The 18,717-nt window shown below is 53.8% G+C and carries 21 protein-coding genes; 16 read left to right on the top strand and 5 right to left on the bottom strand.

Annotation, left to right across the window (positions count from 1 at the left end; translation table 11 throughout):
• Positions 1–6: 6 nt before the first annotated feature.
• The gene (locus LCS67_RS02555) at positions 7–984 is read right to left on the bottom strand and encodes a calcium/sodium antiporter (protein WP_000922736.1); all 978 of its coding nucleotides are present in this window, start codon (positions 982–984) and stop codon (positions 7–9) included.
• A gap of 212 nt (positions 985–1,196) precedes the next feature.
• On the opposite strand from LCS67_RS02555, the gene mlaF reads away from it, so the two are divergent.
• The 7 genes from mlaF (at position 1,197) to murA (ending at position 6,060) form a co-directional block, all read left to right on the top strand.
• Positions 1,197–2,009, top strand: a complete 813-nt coding sequence (gene mlaF / locus LCS67_RS02560) for a phospholipid ABC transporter ATP-binding protein MlaF (RefSeq protein WP_000531566.1) — start codon at positions 1,197–1,199, stop codon at positions 2,007–2,009.
• Positions 2,010–2,016: 7 nt separating this feature from the next.
• Positions 2,017–2,799 carry a lipid asymmetry maintenance ABC transporter permease subunit MlaE gene (gene mlaE, locus LCS67_RS02565; protein WP_000925786.1) on the top strand — a complete coding sequence of 261 codons (783 nt, stop codon included), beginning with the start codon at positions 2,017–2,019 and terminating at the stop codon, positions 2,797–2,799.
• Between the two features lie 4 nt (positions 2,800–2,803).
• Positions 2,804–3,355: an outer membrane lipid asymmetry maintenance protein MlaD gene (gene mlaD / locus LCS67_RS02570; protein WP_001193591.1), complete on the top strand. Its 552-nt coding sequence runs from the start codon at positions 2,804–2,806 to the stop codon at positions 3,353–3,355.
• Positions 3,356–3,373: 18 nt separating this feature from the next.
• Positions 3,374–4,009 carry a phospholipid-binding protein MlaC gene (mlaC, locus tag LCS67_RS02575; protein WP_000476475.1) on the top strand — a complete coding sequence of 212 codons (636 nt, stop codon included), beginning with the start codon at positions 3,374–3,376 and terminating at the stop codon, positions 4,007–4,009.
• A complete protein-coding gene (gene mlaB, locus LCS67_RS02580) occupies positions 4,009–4,305 on the top strand; it encodes a lipid asymmetry maintenance protein MlaB (protein WP_000188844.1) in 297 nt (98 codons plus the stop codon). The genes mlaC and mlaB overlap by 1 nt, the downstream gene beginning before the upstream one ends.
• A 187-nt stretch (positions 4,306–4,492) precedes the next feature.
• Positions 4,493–4,747 (top strand): BolA family iron metabolism protein IbaG, encoded by a 255-nt coding sequence (gene ibaG, locus LCS67_RS02585; RefSeq protein ID WP_001518349.1) that lies wholly within the window; start codon positions 4,493–4,495, stop codon positions 4,745–4,747.
• Between the two features lie 53 nt (positions 4,748–4,800).
• The gene (gene murA / locus LCS67_RS02590) at positions 4,801–6,060 is read left to right on the top strand and encodes a UDP-N-acetylglucosamine 1-carboxyvinyltransferase (protein ID WP_000357288.1); all 1,260 of its coding nucleotides are present in this window, start codon (positions 4,801–4,803) and stop codon (positions 6,058–6,060) included.
• A gap of 57 nt (positions 6,061–6,117) precedes the next feature.
• Here the strand turns inward: murA and sfsB are convergent, their stop codons facing one another.
• Positions 6,118–6,405, bottom strand: coding sequence for a DNA-binding transcriptional regulator SfsB (gene sfsB, locus LCS67_RS02595; RefSeq protein WP_000444168.1), 288 nt, complete (start codon positions 6,403–6,405; stop codon positions 6,118–6,120).
• Between the two features lie 232 nt (positions 6,406–6,637).
• Positions 6,638–7,609, bottom strand: coding sequence for an octaprenyl diphosphate synthase (ispB, locus tag LCS67_RS02600; RefSeq protein WP_001047353.1), 972 nt, complete (start codon positions 7,607–7,609; stop codon positions 6,638–6,640).
• 257 nt (positions 7,610–7,866) lie between these two features.
• Between ispB and rplU the strand changes: the two genes are divergently transcribed.
• The 4 genes from rplU (at position 7,867) to cgtA (ending at position 10,738) form a co-directional block, all read left to right on the top strand.
• A complete protein-coding gene (gene rplU / locus LCS67_RS02605; protein WP_000271398.1) occupies positions 7,867–8,178 on the top strand; it encodes a 50S ribosomal protein L21 in 312 nt (103 codons plus the stop codon).
• Between the two features lie 19 nt (positions 8,179–8,197).
• Positions 8,198–8,455: a 50S ribosomal protein L27 gene (gene rpmA / locus LCS67_RS02610; protein WP_000940593.1), complete on the top strand. Its 258-nt coding sequence runs from the start codon at positions 8,198–8,200 to the stop codon at positions 8,453–8,455.
• 129 nt (positions 8,456–8,584) lie between these two features.
• Positions 8,585–9,550: a DMT family transporter gene (locus LCS67_RS02615; RefSeq protein ID WP_000813052.1), complete on the top strand. Its 966-nt coding sequence runs from the start codon at positions 8,585–8,587 to the stop codon at positions 9,548–9,550.
• 15 nt (positions 9,551–9,565) lie between these two features.
• Positions 9,566–10,738 (top strand): Obg family GTPase CgtA, encoded by a 1,173-nt coding sequence (gene cgtA / locus LCS67_RS02620; RefSeq protein WP_000673556.1) that lies wholly within the window; start codon positions 9,566–9,568, stop codon positions 10,736–10,738.
• A 130-nt stretch (positions 10,739–10,868) separates the two neighbouring features.
• On the opposite strand, the gene dacB is transcribed toward cgtA, so the two are convergent.
• A complete protein-coding gene (dacB, locus tag LCS67_RS02625) occupies positions 10,869–12,302 on the bottom strand; it encodes a serine-type D-Ala-D-Ala carboxypeptidase (protein WP_001212675.1) in 1,434 nt (477 codons plus the stop codon).
• A gap of 247 nt (positions 12,303–12,549) precedes the next feature.
• Here dacB and greA point away from each other — a divergent pair, with 247 nt between their 5' ends.
• On the top strand, positions 12,550–13,026 hold the full coding sequence (greA, locus tag LCS67_RS02630) for a transcription elongation factor GreA (RefSeq protein WP_001148008.1): 477 nt from the start codon (positions 12,550–12,552) through the stop codon (positions 13,024–13,026).
• Positions 13,027–13,181: 155 nt separating this feature from the next.
• Here the strand turns inward: greA and yhbY are convergent, their stop codons facing one another.
• A complete protein-coding gene (yhbY, locus tag LCS67_RS02635; protein WP_001592995.1) occupies positions 13,182–13,475 on the bottom strand; it encodes a ribosome assembly RNA-binding protein YhbY in 294 nt (97 codons plus the stop codon).
• Positions 13,476–13,601: 126 nt separating this feature from the next.
• On the opposite strand from yhbY, the gene rlmE reads away from it, so the two are divergent.
• The 4 genes from rlmE to glmM all read left to right on the top strand — a co-directional run bounded on the left by rlmE (position 13,602) and on the right by glmM (position 18,548).
• Positions 13,602–14,228, top strand: a complete 627-nt coding sequence (rlmE, locus tag LCS67_RS02640) for a 23S rRNA (uridine(2552)-2'-O)-methyltransferase RlmE (RefSeq protein ID WP_000145974.1) — start codon at positions 13,602–13,604, stop codon at positions 14,226–14,228.
• A gap of 103 nt (positions 14,229–14,331) precedes the next feature.
• The gene (gene ftsH / locus LCS67_RS02645; protein WP_001107481.1) at positions 14,332–16,266 is read left to right on the top strand and encodes an ATP-dependent zinc metalloprotease FtsH; all 1,935 of its coding nucleotides are present in this window, start codon (positions 14,332–14,334) and stop codon (positions 16,264–16,266) included.
• A 103-nt stretch (positions 16,267–16,369) separates the two neighbouring features.
• Complete coding sequence (gene folP, locus LCS67_RS02650; protein WP_000764711.1) at positions 16,370–17,218, top strand: dihydropteroate synthase; 849 nt, start codon at positions 16,370–16,372, stop codon at positions 17,216–17,218.
• Positions 17,211–18,548, top strand: coding sequence for a phosphoglucosamine mutase (gene glmM, locus LCS67_RS02655; RefSeq protein WP_000071171.1), 1,338 nt, complete (start codon positions 17,211–17,213; stop codon positions 18,546–18,548). The genes folP and glmM overlap by 8 nt, the downstream gene beginning before the upstream one ends.
• Positions 18,549–18,717 lie beyond the last annotated feature (169 nt).

The raw sequence follows: 18,717 nt of genomic DNA on the forward strand, positions 1-18,717 counted from the left end.
TTCCAGTTATCCAACAAGAAGTGGCGATAGCCAATAGAGCATCGCCAGCCATACGATAAACCCGCCGGTCAGCAGTATACCTGCGCCCCGGCCAATCTGGCGCGGATGCCGCCAGCAAAGTAAAGCGAAAACCACGCTAACCAGCAACATCACGCTATAATCTCGCCCAAACGCCAGCGGGTTGATCTCCCCCGGCGCGATCAGCGCAGGTAGTCCCAGCACGATGGCGAGATTAAAAATATTGGCGCCAATGAGATTACCAACGGCAATATCATTTTCGCCTTTTCGCACGCCGGCAATCGCCGTCGCCAGTTCTGGCAGACTGGTGCCGACGGCGATGACTGTCAGACCGAGCGTTAATTCACTCATGGCGAAATAGTTCGCCAGCACCGTAGCGTTATCGATTACCATGCGCGTCGCCATCGGCATGATGACCAGCGCAATGCCCAGCCATAAGAACGCGACGGGGAGCCCGCCTTCGCGCGGTAGCTCCGCCAGTTGTTCGCGGGTGAGGCTGTCATTCCCCTGGCGTTCGGCCAGACGCGCGATTTTAACAATGAATAACAGCCATAGCACAGCCAGAAGCAGGAGAAAGATACCATCACTGCGGCTTAACTGTCCGTCATGCAGTACGGAACCGGCTACCACGCTAACAAATAACATTAATGGCAATTCGCGACGTAAAACATCGGAATGCACGGTAAATGGACGAACCAGCGCCGCCAGCCCTAAGATCAGCAAAATATTGGTGATGTTAGAACCGAGCGCCGCGCCGACGGCCAAATCGAGCTGACCGTGTAGCGATGCGGCGGCCGACACAATAATTTCCGGCAGCGAGGTGCCGATACTCACGACCGTCATCCCGATGATCAGCGGGGGAATACCGAATGTACGGCATAAAATAGAGGCCGCAAACACCAGACGATCGGCGCCGTAGGCCACCAGAAGCAAACCAATTATGAGTAGCGCCATCGCTAAAAGCATCTAAAGTCCTTTCTTCAGGTATACTCGCCGGTCCCCTGGAAGGGATATCTGGAAGCCGTAACGAAGTCCTAATTTTGACTTTATGCGGCTAAAAAGTAAAACGAATGCCAGCTTTCGCTAACCCTGTCAGTTAATATTCTGTAATTATGTCGAACCCATGGTTAAATTCAGCGCCATGGTTACCTCAACAAGGCAATACGAAGGATGAATCAATGGGTCAGTCTGCGGCCAATTTAGTCGATATGCGCGACGTCAGCTTTTCCCGTGGCGAACGCTGCATTTTCGATAATATTTCCCTGACGGTGCCGCGCGGGAAGATCACGGCGATCATGGGGCCGTCGGGCATCGGTAAAACCACGCTGTTGCGCCTGATTGGCGGACAGATCCCGCCGGATAAGGGCGAGATCTTATTTGATGGCGAGAATGTGCCGGCCATGTCCCGTTCGCGGCTCTACACCGTCCGCAAACGTATGAGTATGCTGTTTCAGTCGGGAGCGCTGTTTACCGACATGAACGTGTTTGACAATGTGGCCTATCCGCTACGGGAGCACACCAATTTACCCGCGCCGCTGCTAAAAAGCGTTGTGATGATGAAACTGGAAGCTGTCGGGCTGCGCGGTGCGGCAAAACTGATGCCTTCCGAGCTCTCCGGTGGGATGGCGCGTCGCGCCGCGTTGGCGCGCGCCATCGCTCTGGAACCGGATCTCATCATGTTCGATGAGCCGTTTGTCGGCCAGGACCCGATTACCATGGGCGTTCTGGTGAAGCTGATTTCAGAATTGAACAGCGCGCTGGGCGTGACCTGCGTGGTGGTCTCGCATGATGTGCCAGAGGTGCTCAGTATTGCGGATCACGCCTGGATCATGGCGGACAAAAAAATCGTCGCTCACGGTAGCGCTCAGGCGTTGCAGGAGAATACGGACCCGCGCGTGCGTCAGTTCCTTGACGGCATTGCCGACGGGCCGGTTCCGTTCCGCTATCCGGCGGGCGACTATCACCTTGATTTACTCGAAACAGGGAGTTAAGCCACTCATGCTGTTAAATGCGCTGGCAGCACTCGGACACAGCGGGATCAAAACCGTCAGGACATTCGGGCGCGCCGGGTTAATGTTATTCAATGCGATTATCGGTAAGCCGGAGTTTCGCAAACATGCGCCGCTGCTGGTGCGCCAGCTTTATAATGTGGGCGTCTTGTCGATGCTTATCATTATTGTCTCCGGCGTATTCATCGGTATGGTGCTGGGGCTGCAAGGCTATCTGGTTCTGACTACTTACAGCGCGGAGACCAGTCTTGGCATGTTAGTGGCGCTTTCGCTGCTGCGCGAGCTGGGGCCGGTGGTCGCGGCGTTGCTGTTTGCCGGGCGGGCCGGGTCGGCGTTGACGGCGGAAATCGGCCTGATGCGGGCGACGGAGCAGCTCTCCAGTATGGAGATGATGGCGGTCGATCCATTGCGCCGGGTGATTTCGCCGCGCTTCTGGGCGGGCGTGATTTCGTTGCCGCTACTGACCATTATCTTTGTGGCGGTCGGTATCTGGGGCGGCTCGCTGGTCGGCGTAAGCTGGAAGGGAATCGACGCCGGGTTCTTCTGGTCCGCGATGCAGAATGCCGTTGACTGGCGTATGGACCTGGTGAACTGTCTGATAAAGAGCGTGGTGTTCGCCATTACGGTAACATGGATTGCGTTATTCAACGGTTATGACGCAATACCGACTTCTGCCGGGATTAGCCGGGCAACGACGCGTACCGTGGTTCACGCATCGTTGGCCGTTCTGGGGCTGGATTTTGTGCTGACCGCACTGATGTTTGGGAATTGAGTTCATGCAAACGAAAAAAAATGAAATTTGGGTAGGCGTTTTTTTGCTGGTAGCGTTGCTGGCGGCGCTGTTTGTTTGCCTGAAGGCGGCAAATGTGACCTCTATGCGCACGGAGCCGACCTATAAGGTTTATGCGACCTTCGATAACATCGGCGGTCTGAAAGTGCGCTCCCCGGTACGCATCGGCGGGGTGGTTGTCGGGCGGGTTGAAGATATCTCGCTTGATCCGAAAACATACCTGCCGCGCGTAACGCTCGACATCGAAGAGCGTTATAACCATATTCCCGATACCAGCTCGTTGAGTATTCGTACTTCCGGGCTGCTGGGGGAGCAATATCTGGCATTAAACGTCGGTTTTGAAGATCCTGAGCTGGGAACGTCTATCCTCAAAGATGGGAGTACGATTCAGGACACCAAGTCTGCAATGGTGCTGGAAGATATGATTGGTCAGTTCCTTTATAACAGCAAAGGCGACGACAATAAGAATTCTGGCGATGCGCCAGCCGCAACGGAAGGCCATACTGAAGCCACAACGCCCGCGGGCGAAACGAAATAATCTCAGGAGAATTGAGGCATGTTTAAACGACTGATGATGGTGGCCCTGCTGGTCATTGCGCCATTAAGCGCAGCAACGGCAGCGGATCAGAGCAATCCTTATAAACTGATGAACGAGGCGGCGCAGAAAACTTTTGATCGCCTAAAAAACGAACAGCCGAAAATTCGTGCCAATCCGGATTACCTGCGCGACGTTGTTGATCAGGAACTTCTGCCGTACGTGCAGGTAAAATATGCCGGCGCGCTGGTGCTGGGCCGCTACTACAAAGAGGCGACCCCGGCGCAGCGTGAAGCCTATTTTGCAGCGTTTCGCGAATACCTGAAACAGGCCTACGGTCAGGCGCTGGCGATGTACCACGGCCAGACTTACCAGATAGCGCCTGAGCAACCGCTGGGCGATGCGACCATTGTGCCTATCCGTGTAACGATTATCGATCCCAACGGTCGTCCGCCGGTACGCCTGGATTTCCAGTGGCGCAAAAACACCCAGACCGGCAACTGGCAGGCGTATGACATGATTGCGGAAGGCGTCAGCATGATCACCACCAAGCAAAATGAGTGGAGCGATCTGCTGCGTACTAAAGGCATCGACGGCCTGACCGCACAACTGAAATCTATCTCTCAACAGAAAATTACTTTGGACGAGAAACAGTAATGACGCCGCAACTCACCTGGACGCGTGAGGCGGACACTCTGGTGCTGGCGGGAGAGCTGGATCAGGACGTGTTGGCGCCGCTATGGGACGCGCGCGTAGAAGCGATGACTGGCGTTACCCGTATCGACCTGAGCCAGATCTCCAGGGTGGATACAGGGGGACTGGCGCTGCTGGCGCACCTTGTGAACCAGGCAAAAAAGCAGGGCAATGCCGTGTCGCTGTCTGGCGTTAACGACAAGGTTTACGCGCTGGCGCAATTATATAACTTGCCCGAAGACGTACTTCCCCGTATGTAATGAATGCCGGATGGTTTATCCGGCCTACACTTCGCATGATCCCCGTAGGCCGGATAAGTTGCGTTAGCAGCACCATCCGGCACTTTTACCGCGCTGATTTATCAGCGTAATCTTTTGCTTATTTAAGACGGCGCGACTTTGCTCTAAGATGTTGGGCTGTTTTCACTATTTGACGAATAAAGAACCCATGGAAAATCATGAAATTCAGAGTGTGCTGATGAATGCCCTCTCCCTCCAGGAAGTCCACGTCTCCGGCGATGGCAGTCACTTTCAGGTTATTGCCGTGGGCGAGATGTTTGACGGCATGAGCCGGGTCAAGAAACAGCAAACGGTCTATGGGCCGCTAATGGAGTACATTGCGGACAACCGTATCCATGCCGTATCGATCAAAGCATATACCCCGGCGGAATGGGCGCGCGATCGTAAACTTAACGGATTTTAAGCTACGGGTAACCTGCCGGTAGCGGAGATGAATGCTTAACTGAGAATACAATAATGGATAAATTTCGTGTACAGGGGCCAACGACGCTCCAGGGCGAAGTCACAATTTCCGGCGCCAAAAACGCCGCGCTGCCGATCCTGTTCGCCGCTCTGCTGGCAGAAGAACCGGTAGAGATCCAAAACGTTCCAAAACTGAAAGACGTGGATACGTCGATGAAGCTCCTGAGCCAATTAGGTGCGAAAGTGGAACGCAATGGATCGGTACACATTGACGCCAGCCAGGTGAACGTGTTCTGCGCGCCTTATGATCTGGTTAAGACCATGCGCGCCTCGATATGGGCGCTGGGGCCGCTGGTTGCCCGTTTTGGTCAGGGACAAGTCTCTCTGCCGGGGGGCTGTACTATCGGCGCGCGTCCGGTTGATCTGCATATTACCGGTCTGGAACAACTGGGTGCGACCATCAAGCTGGAAGAGGGCTACGTAAAGGCCTCCGTCGAAGGACGTCTTAAAGGGGCGCATATCGTGATGGATAAGGTCAGCGTCGGCGCGACCGTCACCATTATGTGCGCCGCTACGCTGGCGGAAGGGACGACCATCATTGAAAACGCCGCGCGCGAGCCGGAAATTGTCGACACCGCTAACTTCCTGGTTACGCTGGGGGCGAAGATCGCCGGGCAGGGCACCGATCGTATTACGATCGAGGGCGTAGAGCGTCTGGGCGGCGGCGTTTATCGTGTGCTGCCGGATCGTATCGAAACGGGGACTTTCCTGGTGGCGGCAGCGATCTCTCGCGGCAAAATCCTCTGCCGTAACGCGCAACCGGACACTCTGGACGCGGTACTGGCGAAACTGCGCGATGCTGGCGCGGATATCGAAGTGGGCGAGGACTGGATTAGTCTGGACATGCACGGCAAACGACCGAAGGCGGTCAATGTCCGTACCGCGCCGCACCCAGCATTCCCGACCGATATGCAGGCGCAGTTCACGTTGCTGAACCTGGTGGCGGAAGGGACGGGCTTTATCACTGAAACCGTCTTTGAAAACCGTTTTATGCACGTGCCTGAACTCAGCCGCATGGGCGCGCGTGCGGAAATTGAAAGCAATACCGTCATATGCCATGGCGTAGAAACGCTCTCTGGCGCCCAGGTCATGGCGACAGATCTGCGAGCATCTGCGAGCCTGGTGCTGGCGGGCTGTATTGCGGAAGGCACGACGATTGTGGATCGCATTTATCACATCGATCGCGGTTATGAGCGCATCGAAGACAAACTGCGCGCGCTAGGCGCGAATATTGAACGCGTGAAAGGCGAATAACCTTCTGTACGCTGAATAACCCCCGCGAACGCGATGCGGGGGTTGTTTTACAGGCACTTACTCTACATTCTGTTTGTTTTTATTACGCGCTCTCATAAGCCGCGTTCTGTCGATAAACTCATGCGTGCGCGGATCGTGATAACGCGATGGCCAAATAACCCAGGGTTCCGTTCCCAATGCTTTCGCGATAATCAACTCTCCTTTCGGCCACGGGCGCGTTAATGCATTGGCCAGCGTGGATGAACTCAATCCATTCCGACGTGACTCAGCGGCCATTGACGTCCCTTTTTTACGTAGTCCGGCAATGATATCGGCCGGATGCCAGTCAATAAGCTTGCTTTCCATACATCCATCACTCCTTAGGTTAATCACTTACGGTTTTAACAACCCGACGACGTTCGATACTATAACGCTTCGTGAAAGAATGTTCTAAAAAGTTCATGTAAGTGGCGGCAATATTCAGAATATGCCAGGGGAAGCCCTATATGGCTATATGAAAAGACAGGGAGCAAAGTATCTGGAGTTTATTGGAACTTAATGGGATATCCCGCGTAGTACGCGGGATAAGAGAACGGCATTAATGATCGCGCTGCACCGCGATGTGTGCGAGACCGATTAGCGCCTCACGCCATGGAGTATCCGGCAATATCTGCAACGCGGATATCGCTTTGTCGGCTTCTTCTTCCGCTCGCTGACGCGTCCATTCCAGCGAGCCGCAGGTGGTCATCGCTTCCAGAACCGGTTCCAGAAGATGACGACCATTACCTTGTTCAATAGCGGTACGGATCATCGCTGACTGTTCTGGCGTACCGTGGCGCATGGCGTGAAGCAACGGTAAGGTGGGTTTGCCCTCATTGAGGTCATCACCCACATTTTTACCGAGATGCTCGCCGTCGGCGCTGTAATCCAGCAGATCGTCAATGAGCTGGAAAGCCGTACCAAGGTAGCGGCCATAGTCCTGCAACCCTTTCTCTTGCTCAGGCGTACAACCGGCAAGAATACCGGAGCACTGGGCGGCGGCTTCGAACAGACGGGCCGTTTTACTGTAAATCACCCGCATGTAATTTTCTTCGGTAATGTCCGGGTCATTCACGTTCATCAATTGCAGCACTTCGCCTTCTGCAATCACGTTGACCGCTTCCGACATCACTTCCAGCACTTTTAACGAGCCGAGGCTGGTCATCATCTGGAAGGCGCGGGTATAGATAAAGTCGCCGACCAGCACGCTGGCGGCATTACCGAAGGCGGCATTTGCCGTTGCCTTGCCGCGACGCATATCGGATTCATCCACCACATCATCATGTAGCAGCGTCGCCGTGTGGATAAACTCGATCAGAGCGGCGATAGTCACGTGCGCGTTACCCTGATAACCCACCGCACGCGCGGCAAGAACGGCAATCATCGGACGAATGCGTTTCCCGCCGCCGCTAATAATGTAATATCCTAGCTGATTAATCAGTTGAACGTCGGAATTAAGCTGTTCAAGGATTGTCGCATTGACACCCGCCATATCTTGCGCGGTTAACTCGTTGATTTTTTCTAAATTCATCGCAAAAGCCGGGCTTATCGCCCCGATTATCCCATGTCTGAATGAGGTAACGTAGGGTTTATGGTTAGAAATATACCCTGATTGTACTGAAAAAACGCCGCAGATAAACGTTACCGTATGCGTTGTGTTTTTTTTCTTCATGTATTGATGGTAGCACTTGTCAAAGCCGTGCAATTTGCGTAATATTCGCGCCCTATTGTGAATATTTATAGCGCGCTCTGAATCATTGAAAGGTGTGCGCGGAAGCGGAGTTTTTTATGTACGCGGTTTTCCAAAGTGGTGGTAAACAACACCGAGTAAGCGAAGGTCAGACCGTTCGCCTGGAAAAGCTGGACATCGCAACTGGCGAAACTATCGAGTTCGCTGAAGTTCTGATGGTCGCAAACGGTGAAGAAGTCAAAATCGGCGTTCCTTTCGTTGATGGCGGCGTAATCAAAGCTGAAGTTGTTGCCCACGGTCGTGGCGAGAAAGTTAAAATCGTTAAGTTTCGTCGCCGTAAACACTACCGTAAGCAGCAGGGCCATCGTCAGTGGTTCACTGATGTGAAAATTACCGGCATCAGCGCTTAAGATTAGGGGAGCAGATTAAATGGCACATAAAAAGGCTGGCGGCTCGACTCGTAACGGTCGCGATTCTGAAGCTAAACGTCTGGGCGTAAAACGCTTTGGCGGTGAAGCAGTTCTGGCAGGCAGCATCATCGTTCGTCAACGTGGTACTAAATTCCACGCTGGCACCAACGTTGGTTGCGGTCGTGACCACACTCTGTTTGCTAAAGCAGACGGTAAAGTGAAATTCGAAGTTAAAGGCCCGAAAAACCGTAAATACATCAGCATCGTTGCTGAGTAAGTTTTTTGTGGTCCGGTAACGGATGAAAGCCCCGCACCTGTTGCGGGGCTTTTTACATTCGATGGCCGACTAAAATATACCCGTGTGGCTGTGCGAATGCCGTTAACGGGTCTTTGCAGGGAACACGGCATGAAGCAGCAGGCAGGCATTGGCATTCTTTTAGCGCTCACTACCGCGATGTGCTGGGGAGCGTTGCCAATAGCAATGAAGCAAGTGCTGGAGGTGATGGAGCCTTCAACCATTGTCTTCTACCGCTTCTTAATGGCCAGTATTGGCCTCGGGGCGATACTGGCAGTAAAAAGAAAGCTGCCGCCGCTGCGTATTTTTCGTAAGCCGCGCTGGTTGGTGTTATTAGCGATAGCGACCTGCGGACTGTTCGGTAATTTCATTTTGTTCAGTTCTTCCCTGCAATATTTAAGCCCAACCGCGTCGCAGGTTATCGGCCAGCTCTCGCCGGTTGGCATGATGGTCGCCAGCGTCTTTATTCTGAAAGAAAAGATGCGCGGTACGCAGGTGATTGGCGCGCTGATGTTATTGAGCGGGCTGGTGATGTTTTTTAACACCAGTCTGATCGAGATTTTTACCCGACTGACCGACTACACCTGGGGCGTTATTTTTGGCGTAGGCGCGGCGATGGTGTGGGTGAGCTATGGCGTGGCGCAAAAAGTATTATTGCGACGTCTGGCCTCGCAGCAGATCCTGTTTTTACTGTACACTTTATGTACGATAGCGCTCTTGCCGCTGGCAAAACCGATGGTGATAGCGCAACTGAGCGACTGGCAGCTCGCCTGTTTGATTTTCTGCGGGCTAAATACGCTGGTAGGATATGGCGCCCTGGCGGAAGCGATGGCGCGTTGGCAGGCGGCGCAGGTGAGCGCGATAATCACGCTTACACCGCTATTTACCCTGCTGTTTTCAGATCTTTTATCTATGGCCTGGCCCGATTTCTTCGCCAGACCGATGTTAAACCTTTTAGGTTATCTCGGTGCGTTTGTCGTGGTTGCGGGCGCGATGTATTCCGCCATTGGTCATCGTATTTGGGGCGGTTTACGCAAGCATGAAACGGTGGTTTCGCAACCCCGCTCAGGCGAATGATTTACGGAGAATAAAATGAAGTTTGTTGATGAAGCATCGATTCTGGTCGTTGCAGGCGATGGCGGTAATGGCTGTGTGAGCTTCCGCCGCGAAAAATATATCCCGAAAGGCGGCCCGGACGGCGGTGATGGCGGCGACGGCGGCGACGTCTGGATGGAAGCCGATGAAAACCTGAATACGCTGATCGATTACCGCTTTGAAAAATCGTTCCGCGCTGAACGTGGTCAGAATGGCGCGAGCCGCGACTGTACCGGTAAACGCGGTAAAGACGTGACCATCAAAGTGCCGGTCGGTACGCGCGTTATCGACCAGGGAACCGGTGAAACGATGGGCGACATGACCAAACACGGTCAGCGTCTGTTGGTCGCGAAGGGCGGCTGGCATGGGTTAGGCAATACCCGTTTTAAATCCTCGGTTAACCGTACGCCGCGCCAGAAAACCAATGGTACGCCGGGCGATAAGCGCGACCTGCTGCTGGAACTGATGCTGCTGGCGGATGTCGGGATGCTGGGGATGCCAAACGCCGGTAAATCAACGTTCATTCGTGCGGTATCGGCAGCAAAACCGAAAGTCGCGGACTATCCGTTTACCACGCTGGTGCCGAGCCTGGGCGTGGTACGAATGGACAGCGAAAAGAGTTTTGTGGTGGCTGACATTCCGGGGTTGATCGAAGGCGCGGCGGAAGGCGCGGGCCTGGGGATTCGCTTCCTGAAGCACCTCGAACGTTGCCGCGTACTGCTGCACCTCATTGATATCGATCCGATCGACGGTTCCGATCCGGTGGAAAACGCCCGTATCATTATTGGCGAACTGGAAAAATACAGCCAGGATCTGGCGGCTAAACCGCGCTGGTTAGTGTTCAACAAGATCGATCTGATGGATAAAACCGAAGCGGAAGAGAAAGCGAAAGCGATCGCCGAAGCGTTGGGCTGGGAAGGGAAATACTATCTGATTTCCGCCGCCAGTCAGCTAGGGGTGAAAGATCTCTGCTGGGATGTGATGACCTTTATCATCGAGAATCCGATCGCGCAGGCTGAAGAAGCAAAACAGCCGGAAAAAGTCGAGTTCATGTGGGACGATTATCATCGCCAGCAGTTGGCTGAAGTGGAAGAAGACGCAGACGATGACTGGGATGACGACTGGGATGAAGACGACGAAGAAGGCGTCGAGTTCATCTACAAACGTTAATCTCGTAGCCGGATGGCGCTAACGCTTATCCGGCCTACAAAAGCCAACGGGCCGCATTTGCGGCCCGTTTTATTATGTTCGTTGTAGGCCGGATAAGACGCGTTAGCGCCGCCATCCGGCAATAATGCACTCAGTTATTCTGATAAATATCCTTGTACAACCGACTCTCGAAGCGTACCAGCGGAATACGCCGATTACGCTGATCGGCAGGTGGAACCGCGTAGCCCGACAAATACTGTACAAATGCCATCCGTTGCCCGCTTGCGGTGGTAATAAAGCCCGCCAGGTTGTACACGCCCTGCAGCGACCCGGTTTTCGCCGAAACCTTACCGTCTACGCCCGCCTGATGCAGCCCGGCGCGGTATTGCAATGAACCATCATAGCCCGCCAGCGGCAGCATAGAGATAAAGTTCAGCTCGTTATCGTGTTGGGCGATATATTGCAGCACCTGCATCATCGTGGCGGGAGCGATCAGGTTATGGCGAGAAAGACCGGAACCGTCGGCAATAATGGTATTGCCGATATCAATTCCCGCCTGTTGGCGTAGGATCTGGCGAACGGCATCCGATCCCGCCCGCCAGGTGCCAGGCACGTTAAACCTGACATGACCAATCATCCGAAAAACAGTATCGGCGATCATGTTGTCTGACTTTTTCAGCATAATCTTAAGCAGATCGTGCAGTGGCGCCGACTGTTTACTGGCGACGATCGTTCCGGGCTCGTTAACCTGCGTCTGGCGCAGCAGCGTGCCGCGGTAAGTTATCCCGGCCTCTTTCAGTTCCTGCTTGAGGATCGCGCCCGCGTAGCTGGCGCCGTCCTGAATAGCAAAGGCCAGCGGCAGCGGGTCGGCGCGCTGTGGTAAACAGCCGGTAAGCGTATAACGGTTCAAATCGCCAGGCACAACATCCAGCTCGCAATACTGCGCGTCTGCCGAACCGCGCGGCAGAGTCCGTACCTGGCTGAACATCGTTACCGGATAATAAGAGGCCACGCGAATAAAGGCTAAATCGTTTGGTTTTTGCGCGCTATAAAGCGACACAGAAAAACAGTTGCGGTCAACAATGGCGGCGGCGGGAGGCGCGCTGAAACACTGCGTCAGGTCGTTCCACGGCCAGCCTGGCGCTTTATCGTGGCTGGCGAAAATCGACGTGTCGATAAGCACATTGCCGTCGATTTGCGTGACGCCTGACTTTTTCAGCGTCGCGACCATATTGCGAATATCCTGACGTCTTAGCGTTGGATCGCCACCGAATCGCGCAATTAAGTCACCTTTCAGGATGCCGTTATCGACGTTGCCTTTAGTCTCCAGCGTGGTCGTAAAACGGAAATCCGGGCCGAGTTGAATCAGCGCCGCCAGCGCGGTAATCACCTTTTGGGTACTGGCGGGAAGCGCCATCTGCTGACTATGATAATCAATAGCTGGCGCGGGCGCGCCAATCTTTTGCACCATCAGCGCGAGGTTGGCGCCGGCCGGAAGCTGTTTGATGTATTCGTCAATATTCGCGGCCTGAACGCTGAACGCTATACTGGTGGTCAATCCGATGATAAATCTGGAAAATCGCATAATCTCGCGCTAACACCCTGGAAACAAGCCGTCATACTACGGCGCAACGCCCTAAAAAGTAAACGATGACCCATAGGGAACTCCAGGGTAAAATGGTTATCAAAGAGGAAATTGTAGCTGACCTGGGACTGCGCGCCCGGGTTGGTGTTTTTTTGCTTCTGACCCTGGTATGGCATATGCCGGGGCTGGCTTAGCAGCCGGGGTAGAGTTCATTGCCCCCTACAGGAATGTTCAAGAGGTATAACAAATGCAAGCTATTCCGATGACCTTACGCGGAGCCGAAAAACTGCGCGAAGAGCTGGATTTTCTGAAATCTGTGCGCCGTCCTGAAATCATCGCCGCTATCGCCGAAGCGCGCGAACATGGCGATTTAAAAGAAAACGCGGAGTATCATGCTGCACGCGAACAGCAGGGTTTCTGCGAAGGGCGCATTAAAGATATCGAAGCAAAACTGTCGAATGCGCAGGTGATTGATGTCACTAAAATGCCGAACAATGGTCGCGTGATTTTCGGCGCTACCGTCACGGTGCTGAACCTGGACACCGATGAAGAGCAGACCTATCGTATTGTTGGCGATGATGAGGCGGATTTTAAGCAAAATCTCATTTCGGTAAACTCGCCAATCGCTCGCGGTCTGATCGGCAAAGAGCAGGATGACGTCGTGGTGATCAAAACGCCTGGCGGCGATGTGGAATACGAAGTGCTTAAAGTGGAATACCTTTAAGCAGTACTCAATACGCAAATTGTTGGTGTATTGTAAAGAAAGGAAAAAGGCCGCATAGCGGCCTTTTATCAACGGAGAGAGCGTGGCATTTTGCTCTCCTGCTCGTGGAAAACCCCTCGTTTTACACAGATTTTGTGTTCGACTTTAGGATATCCTTAACGCGGCAGCGAGATTTTACGCTCTTTAGTTGGGCGATACAGCACCAGCGTTTTACCGATGACCTGTACGTTACAGGCGCCGGTTTCGCGCACGATAGCGTCCACGATCAAGGTTTTTGTTTCGCGATCTTCCGAGGCGATTTTCACCTTGATAAGTTCATGGTGCTCTAACGCTTGTTCAATCTCGGCCAGTACCCCTTCGGTCAAACCATTATTGCCAAGCATAACAACAGGCTTGAGCGGATGTGCCAGACCTTTTAGGTGCTGTTTTTGTTTAGTACTCAGATTCATCGTATATTTTTGCTTACGTTGGGATTGAAAACGGGTCATTCTACCGCCATCTCCCTTATATCGCCAAATAGGCGTGTAGAAATTTACGCCATTGGCTACGATGAACTGCCCCGACGGGAAAGTTAAATGACAGGTAAAAAGCGTTCTGCCAGCTCAAGCCGCTGGCTTCAGGAACACTTTAGCGATAAATATGTTCAACAGGCGCAGAAAAAGGGGCTACGCTCCCGTGCCTGGTTTAAACTTGATGAAATACAGCAAAGTGACAAACTTTTTAAGCCGGGAATGACGGTAGTCGATCTCGGCGCTGCGCCAGGAGGCTGGTCACAGTATGTGGTCACGCAGATTGGCGGCAAAGGCCGCATCATCGCTTGTGATCTTTTACCTATGGATCCTATCGTTGGTGTGGACTTTCTTCAGGGCGATTTTCGTGATGAACTTGTCATGAAAGCGTTACTGGAACGCGTGGGTGACAGTAAAGTACAAGTTGTCATGTCGGATATGGCACCAAACATGAGCGGAACACCGGCGGTGGATATCCCCCGCGCCATGTATCTGGTGGAGCTGGCGTTAGAGATGTGCCGCGATGTGCTGGCGCCAGGCGGAAGTTTTGTAGTGAAGGTGTTCCAGGGCGAAGGTTTCGATGAGTATCTAAGGGAAATTCGCTCCCTGTTTACGAAGGTTAAAGTTCGTAAGCCGGACTCTTCGCGTGCGCGTTCGCGTGAAGTGTACATTGTAGCGACCGGGCGAAAGTGATAACCGGCAGATTTCAGACGTAAGGTTTGAAAGAAACTGGATATAGAGTATCCTGACGCTGTTTTTAACACAGTTGTAATAAGAGGTTAATCCCTTGAGTGACATGGCGAAAAACCTAATACTCTGGCTGGTCATTGCCGTTGTGCTGATGTCAGTATTCCAGAGCTTTGGGCCCAGCGAGTCTAATGGCCGTAAGGTGGATTACTCTACCTTCCTGCAAGAGGTCAATCAGGACCAGGTTCGCGAAGCGCGTATCAACGGACGTGAGATCAACGTTACCAAGAAAGATAGTAACCGTTACACGACTTACATTCCGATTAATGATCCGAAGCTGCTTGATAACCTGCTGACTAAAAACGTCAAGGTTGTTGGCGAACCACCTGAAGAGCCAAGCCTGCTGGCTTCTATCTTCATTTCCTGGTTCCCGATGCTGTTGCTGATCGGCGTCTGGATCTTCTTCATGCGTCAGATGCAGGGCGGCGGTGGCAAAGGCGCCATGTCGTTCGGTAAGAGCAAGGCGCGTATGCTGACGGAAGATCAGATCAAAACCACGTTTGCTGACGTCGCGGGCTGTGACGAAGCGAAAGAAGAAGTGGCGGAACTGGTTGAATACCTGCGTGAACCGAGCCGTTTCCAGAAGCTGGGCGGTAAAATTCCGAAAGGCGTCCTGATGGTCGGCCCGCCGGGTACCGGTAAAACCCTGCTGGCAAAAGCCATTGCGGGTGAAGCGAAGGTGCCATTCTTTACGATTTCCGGTTCTGACTTTGTGGAAATGTTCGTCGGTGTCGGCGCGTCTCGTGTGCGTGACATGTTCGAACAGGCCAAGAAAGCGGCGCCGTGCATTATCTTCATCGATGAAATCGACGCCGTCGGTCGCCAGCGTGGCGCTGGTCTGGGCGGTGGTCACGATGAACGTGAGCAGACGTTGAACCAGATGCTGGTTGAGATGGACGGCTTCGAAGGTAACGAAGGTATCATCGTTATCGCCGCAACTAACCGTCCGGACGTCCTTGACCCGGCGCTGCTGCGTCCTGGTCGTTTCGACCGTCAGGTGGTGGTAGGCCTGCCGGATGTTCGCGGTCGTGAGCAGATTCTGAAGGTGCATATGCGTCGCGTACCGTTAGCGACGGATATTGATGCGGCGATCATTGCGCGCGGTACGCCGGGCTTCTCCGGTGCGGACCTGGCGAACCTGGTCAACGAAGCGGCGCTGTTTGCGGCTCGTGGTAACAAGCGCGTTGTGTCGATGGTTGAGTTCGAGAAAGCGAAAGACAAAATCATGATGGGCGCCGAACGTCGCTCCATGGTGATGACGGAAGCGCAGAAAGAGTCGACCGCGTACCACGAAGCGGGCCACGCGATTATCGGTCGCCTGGTGCCGGAACACGATCCGGTGCACAAAGTGACGATTATCCCGCGCGGTCGTGCGCTGGGCGTGACCTTCTTCCTGCCTGAAGGCGACGCAATCAGCGCTAGCCGTCAGAAGCTGGAAAGCCAAATCAGCACGCTGTACGGCGGTCGTCTGGCGGAAGAGATTATCTACGGCGTTGAGCATGTTTCTACCGGGGCGTCGAACGACATTAAAGTCGCGACTAACCTGGCGCGTAACATGGTCACCCAGTGGGGCTTCTCGGAGAAACTCGGTCCGTTGCTGTATGCGGAAGAAGAGGGCGAAGTGTTCCTCGGCCGTAGCGTCGCAAAAGCGAAACATATGTCTGATGAAACTGCGCGTATCATCGACCAGGAAGTGAAAGCGCTGATTGAACGTAACTACAATCGCGCTCGTCAGATCCTGACTGACAATATGGATATTCTGCACGCGATGAAAGATGCGCTGATGAAATATGAAACCATCGATGCGCCGCAGATTGATGACCTGATGGCGCGTCGTGAAGTGCGTCCGCCTGCGGGCTGGGAAGATCCAAACGGCACCAATAACTCTGACAGCAATGGTACGCCTCAGGCGCCGCGTCCGGTTGATGAACCACGCACGCCGAACCCGGGCAACACGATGTCAGAGCAGCTGGGCGACAAATAAGCGTTTGTTGTACAACATTATGTTTAGCGCTCACCGAAACCCTGGGGCTTGCCCCGGGGTTTTTCTTTTTTAACTCACCATAAATAAAACAGGGATTTTGACCATGAAACTCTTCGCTCAGGGCGCCACGCTCGATCTCACTCATCCGCATGTTATGGGTATCCTGAACGTAACGCCGGATTCGTTCTCCGACGGCGGCGCGCATAACACGCTGATTGAGGCGGTGAAACATGCGAATTTAATGGTGAATGCCGGGGCGACAATTATTGATGTGGGGGGGGAATCAACGCGACCAGGCGCGGCGGAAGTGAGCGTGGAAGAAGAGCTGGATCGCGTTATTCCGGTACTGGAAGCAATCGCGCAACGTTTTGAAGTGTGGATTTCTGTGGATACCTCTAAACCCGAGGTGATCCGTGAAGCGGCAAGGGCGGGCGCGCATATTATCAATGATGTCCGTTCGCTCTCCGAACCCGGCGCGTTGGAAGCGGCAGCGGAAACCGGCTTGCCGGTCAGTCTTATGCACATGCAGGGCAACCCCAAAACCATGCAGGAGGCGCCGAAATATGACGATGTCTTTGCCGAGGTGAATCGCTACTTTATTGAGCAAATAGCACGTTGTGAGAAGGCCGGCATCGCAAAAGAGAAATTGTTGCTCGACCCCGGATTCGGTTTCGGTAAAAATCTCTCTCACAATTATACCTTACTGGCGCGACTGGGTGAGTTTCATCATTTTAACCTGCCGCTGCTGGTGGGAATGTCACGTAAAACGATGGTTGGTCAGTTACTTAACGTGGGACCATCAGACCGTCTGAACGGCAGCCTTGCGTGCGCGGTAATTGCCGCGATGCAGGGCGCGCAGATCATTCGCGTCCATGACGTCAAAGAAACCGTAGAGGCGATGCGGGTGGTAGAAGCCACTCTGTCTGCAAAGGGAAACAAACGCTATGAGTAATCGTAAATATTTCGGTACCGATGGGATTCGCGGACGTGTAGGCAATGCCCCCATTACACCTGATTTCGTGCTTAAACTGGGTTGGGCTGCCGGAAAAGTGCTGGCGCGTCATGGCTCGCGTAAAATCATTATCGGTAAAGATACGCGTATTTCCGGCTATATGCTGGAGTCCGCGCTGGAGGCGGGCCTTGCCGCTGCGGGGTTGTCGGCCTCGTTTACCGGACCTATGCCAACGCCAGCCGTCGCCTATCTGACGCGGACTTTCCGCGCGGAGGCGGGTATCGTTATCTCGGCTTCGCATAACCCCTTCTATGATAACGGCATTAAATTCTTCTCTATCGACGGTACGAAACTGCCTGACGATGTGGAAGAAGCCATCGAAGCCGAAATGGAAAAAGAGATCACCTGCGTAGACTCCGCCGAGCTGGGGAAAGCGAGCCGCATCGTCGACGCCGCCGGACGCTATATTGAGTTCTGTAAAGGCACCTTCCCGAACGAACTGAGCCTCAACGGTCTGAAAGTGGTTGTGGATTGCGCCAACGGCGCTACCTACCATATCGCACCGAATGTGCTGCGCGAGCTGGGCGCGACCGTTATCGCCATCGGCTGTGAGCCAAACGGCGTCAACATTAACGAAGAAGTGGGCGCGACCGACGTGCGCGCGTTGCAGGCGCGCGTGTTGGCGGAGAAGGCGGACCTCGGCATTGCGCTTGACGGCGACGGCGACCGGGTCATCATGGTTGACCATGAAGGCAATAAAGTCGATGGCGATCAGATCATGTATATCATCGCGCGCGAAGGGCTGCGCCAGGGGCAACTGCGCGGCGGCGCGGTGGGGACGCTGATGAGCAATATGGGGCTGGAGCTGGCGCTCAAGCAGCTTGGCATTCCGTTTGCCCGGGCGAAAGTGGGCGACCGCTACGTGCTGGAAAAATTGCAGGAAAAAGGCTGGCGCATCGGCGCGGAAAACTCTGGTCACGTTATTCTGCTGGATAAAACGACCACTGGCGACGGTATTGTAGCGGGGCTACAAGTTCTGGCGGCGATGGTGCGTAATCATATGAGTCTGCACGATCTGTGCAGCGGTATGAAAATGTTCCCGCAGATTCTGGTTAACGTGCGTTACACCGCCGGTAGCGGCGATCCGCTGGAAAATGAAGCGGTGAAAACGGTAACGGCGGACGTAGAAGCCACGCTCGGCAATCGTGGGCGGGTACTGCTACGTAAATCCGGTACCGAACCGCTGATTCGCGTGATGGTGGAAGGCGAGGATGAAGCACAGGTTACGGCATTCGCCCATCGTATCGCGGATGCGGTAAAAGCCGTTTAAGCGTTTAAGTGACTAAAAAGGCGGCGGTTGCCGCCTTACGGCCCGCAAAAAACAACGCTTTTGCTGTTTTTTTCCGCAGTTGATACAATGCGCTTAAATTGCCCTTGCGAAGGTCATTCGCTTTGGTTAGTATTCACACCCGCTTCAGTGGGAAACAGTAAAAATCCCG

The organism is Salmonella sp. A7 (assembly GCF_020181675.1).
Classification (GTDB): Bacteria; Pseudomonadota; Gammaproteobacteria; order Enterobacterales; family Enterobacteriaceae; genus Salmonella; species Salmonella enterica.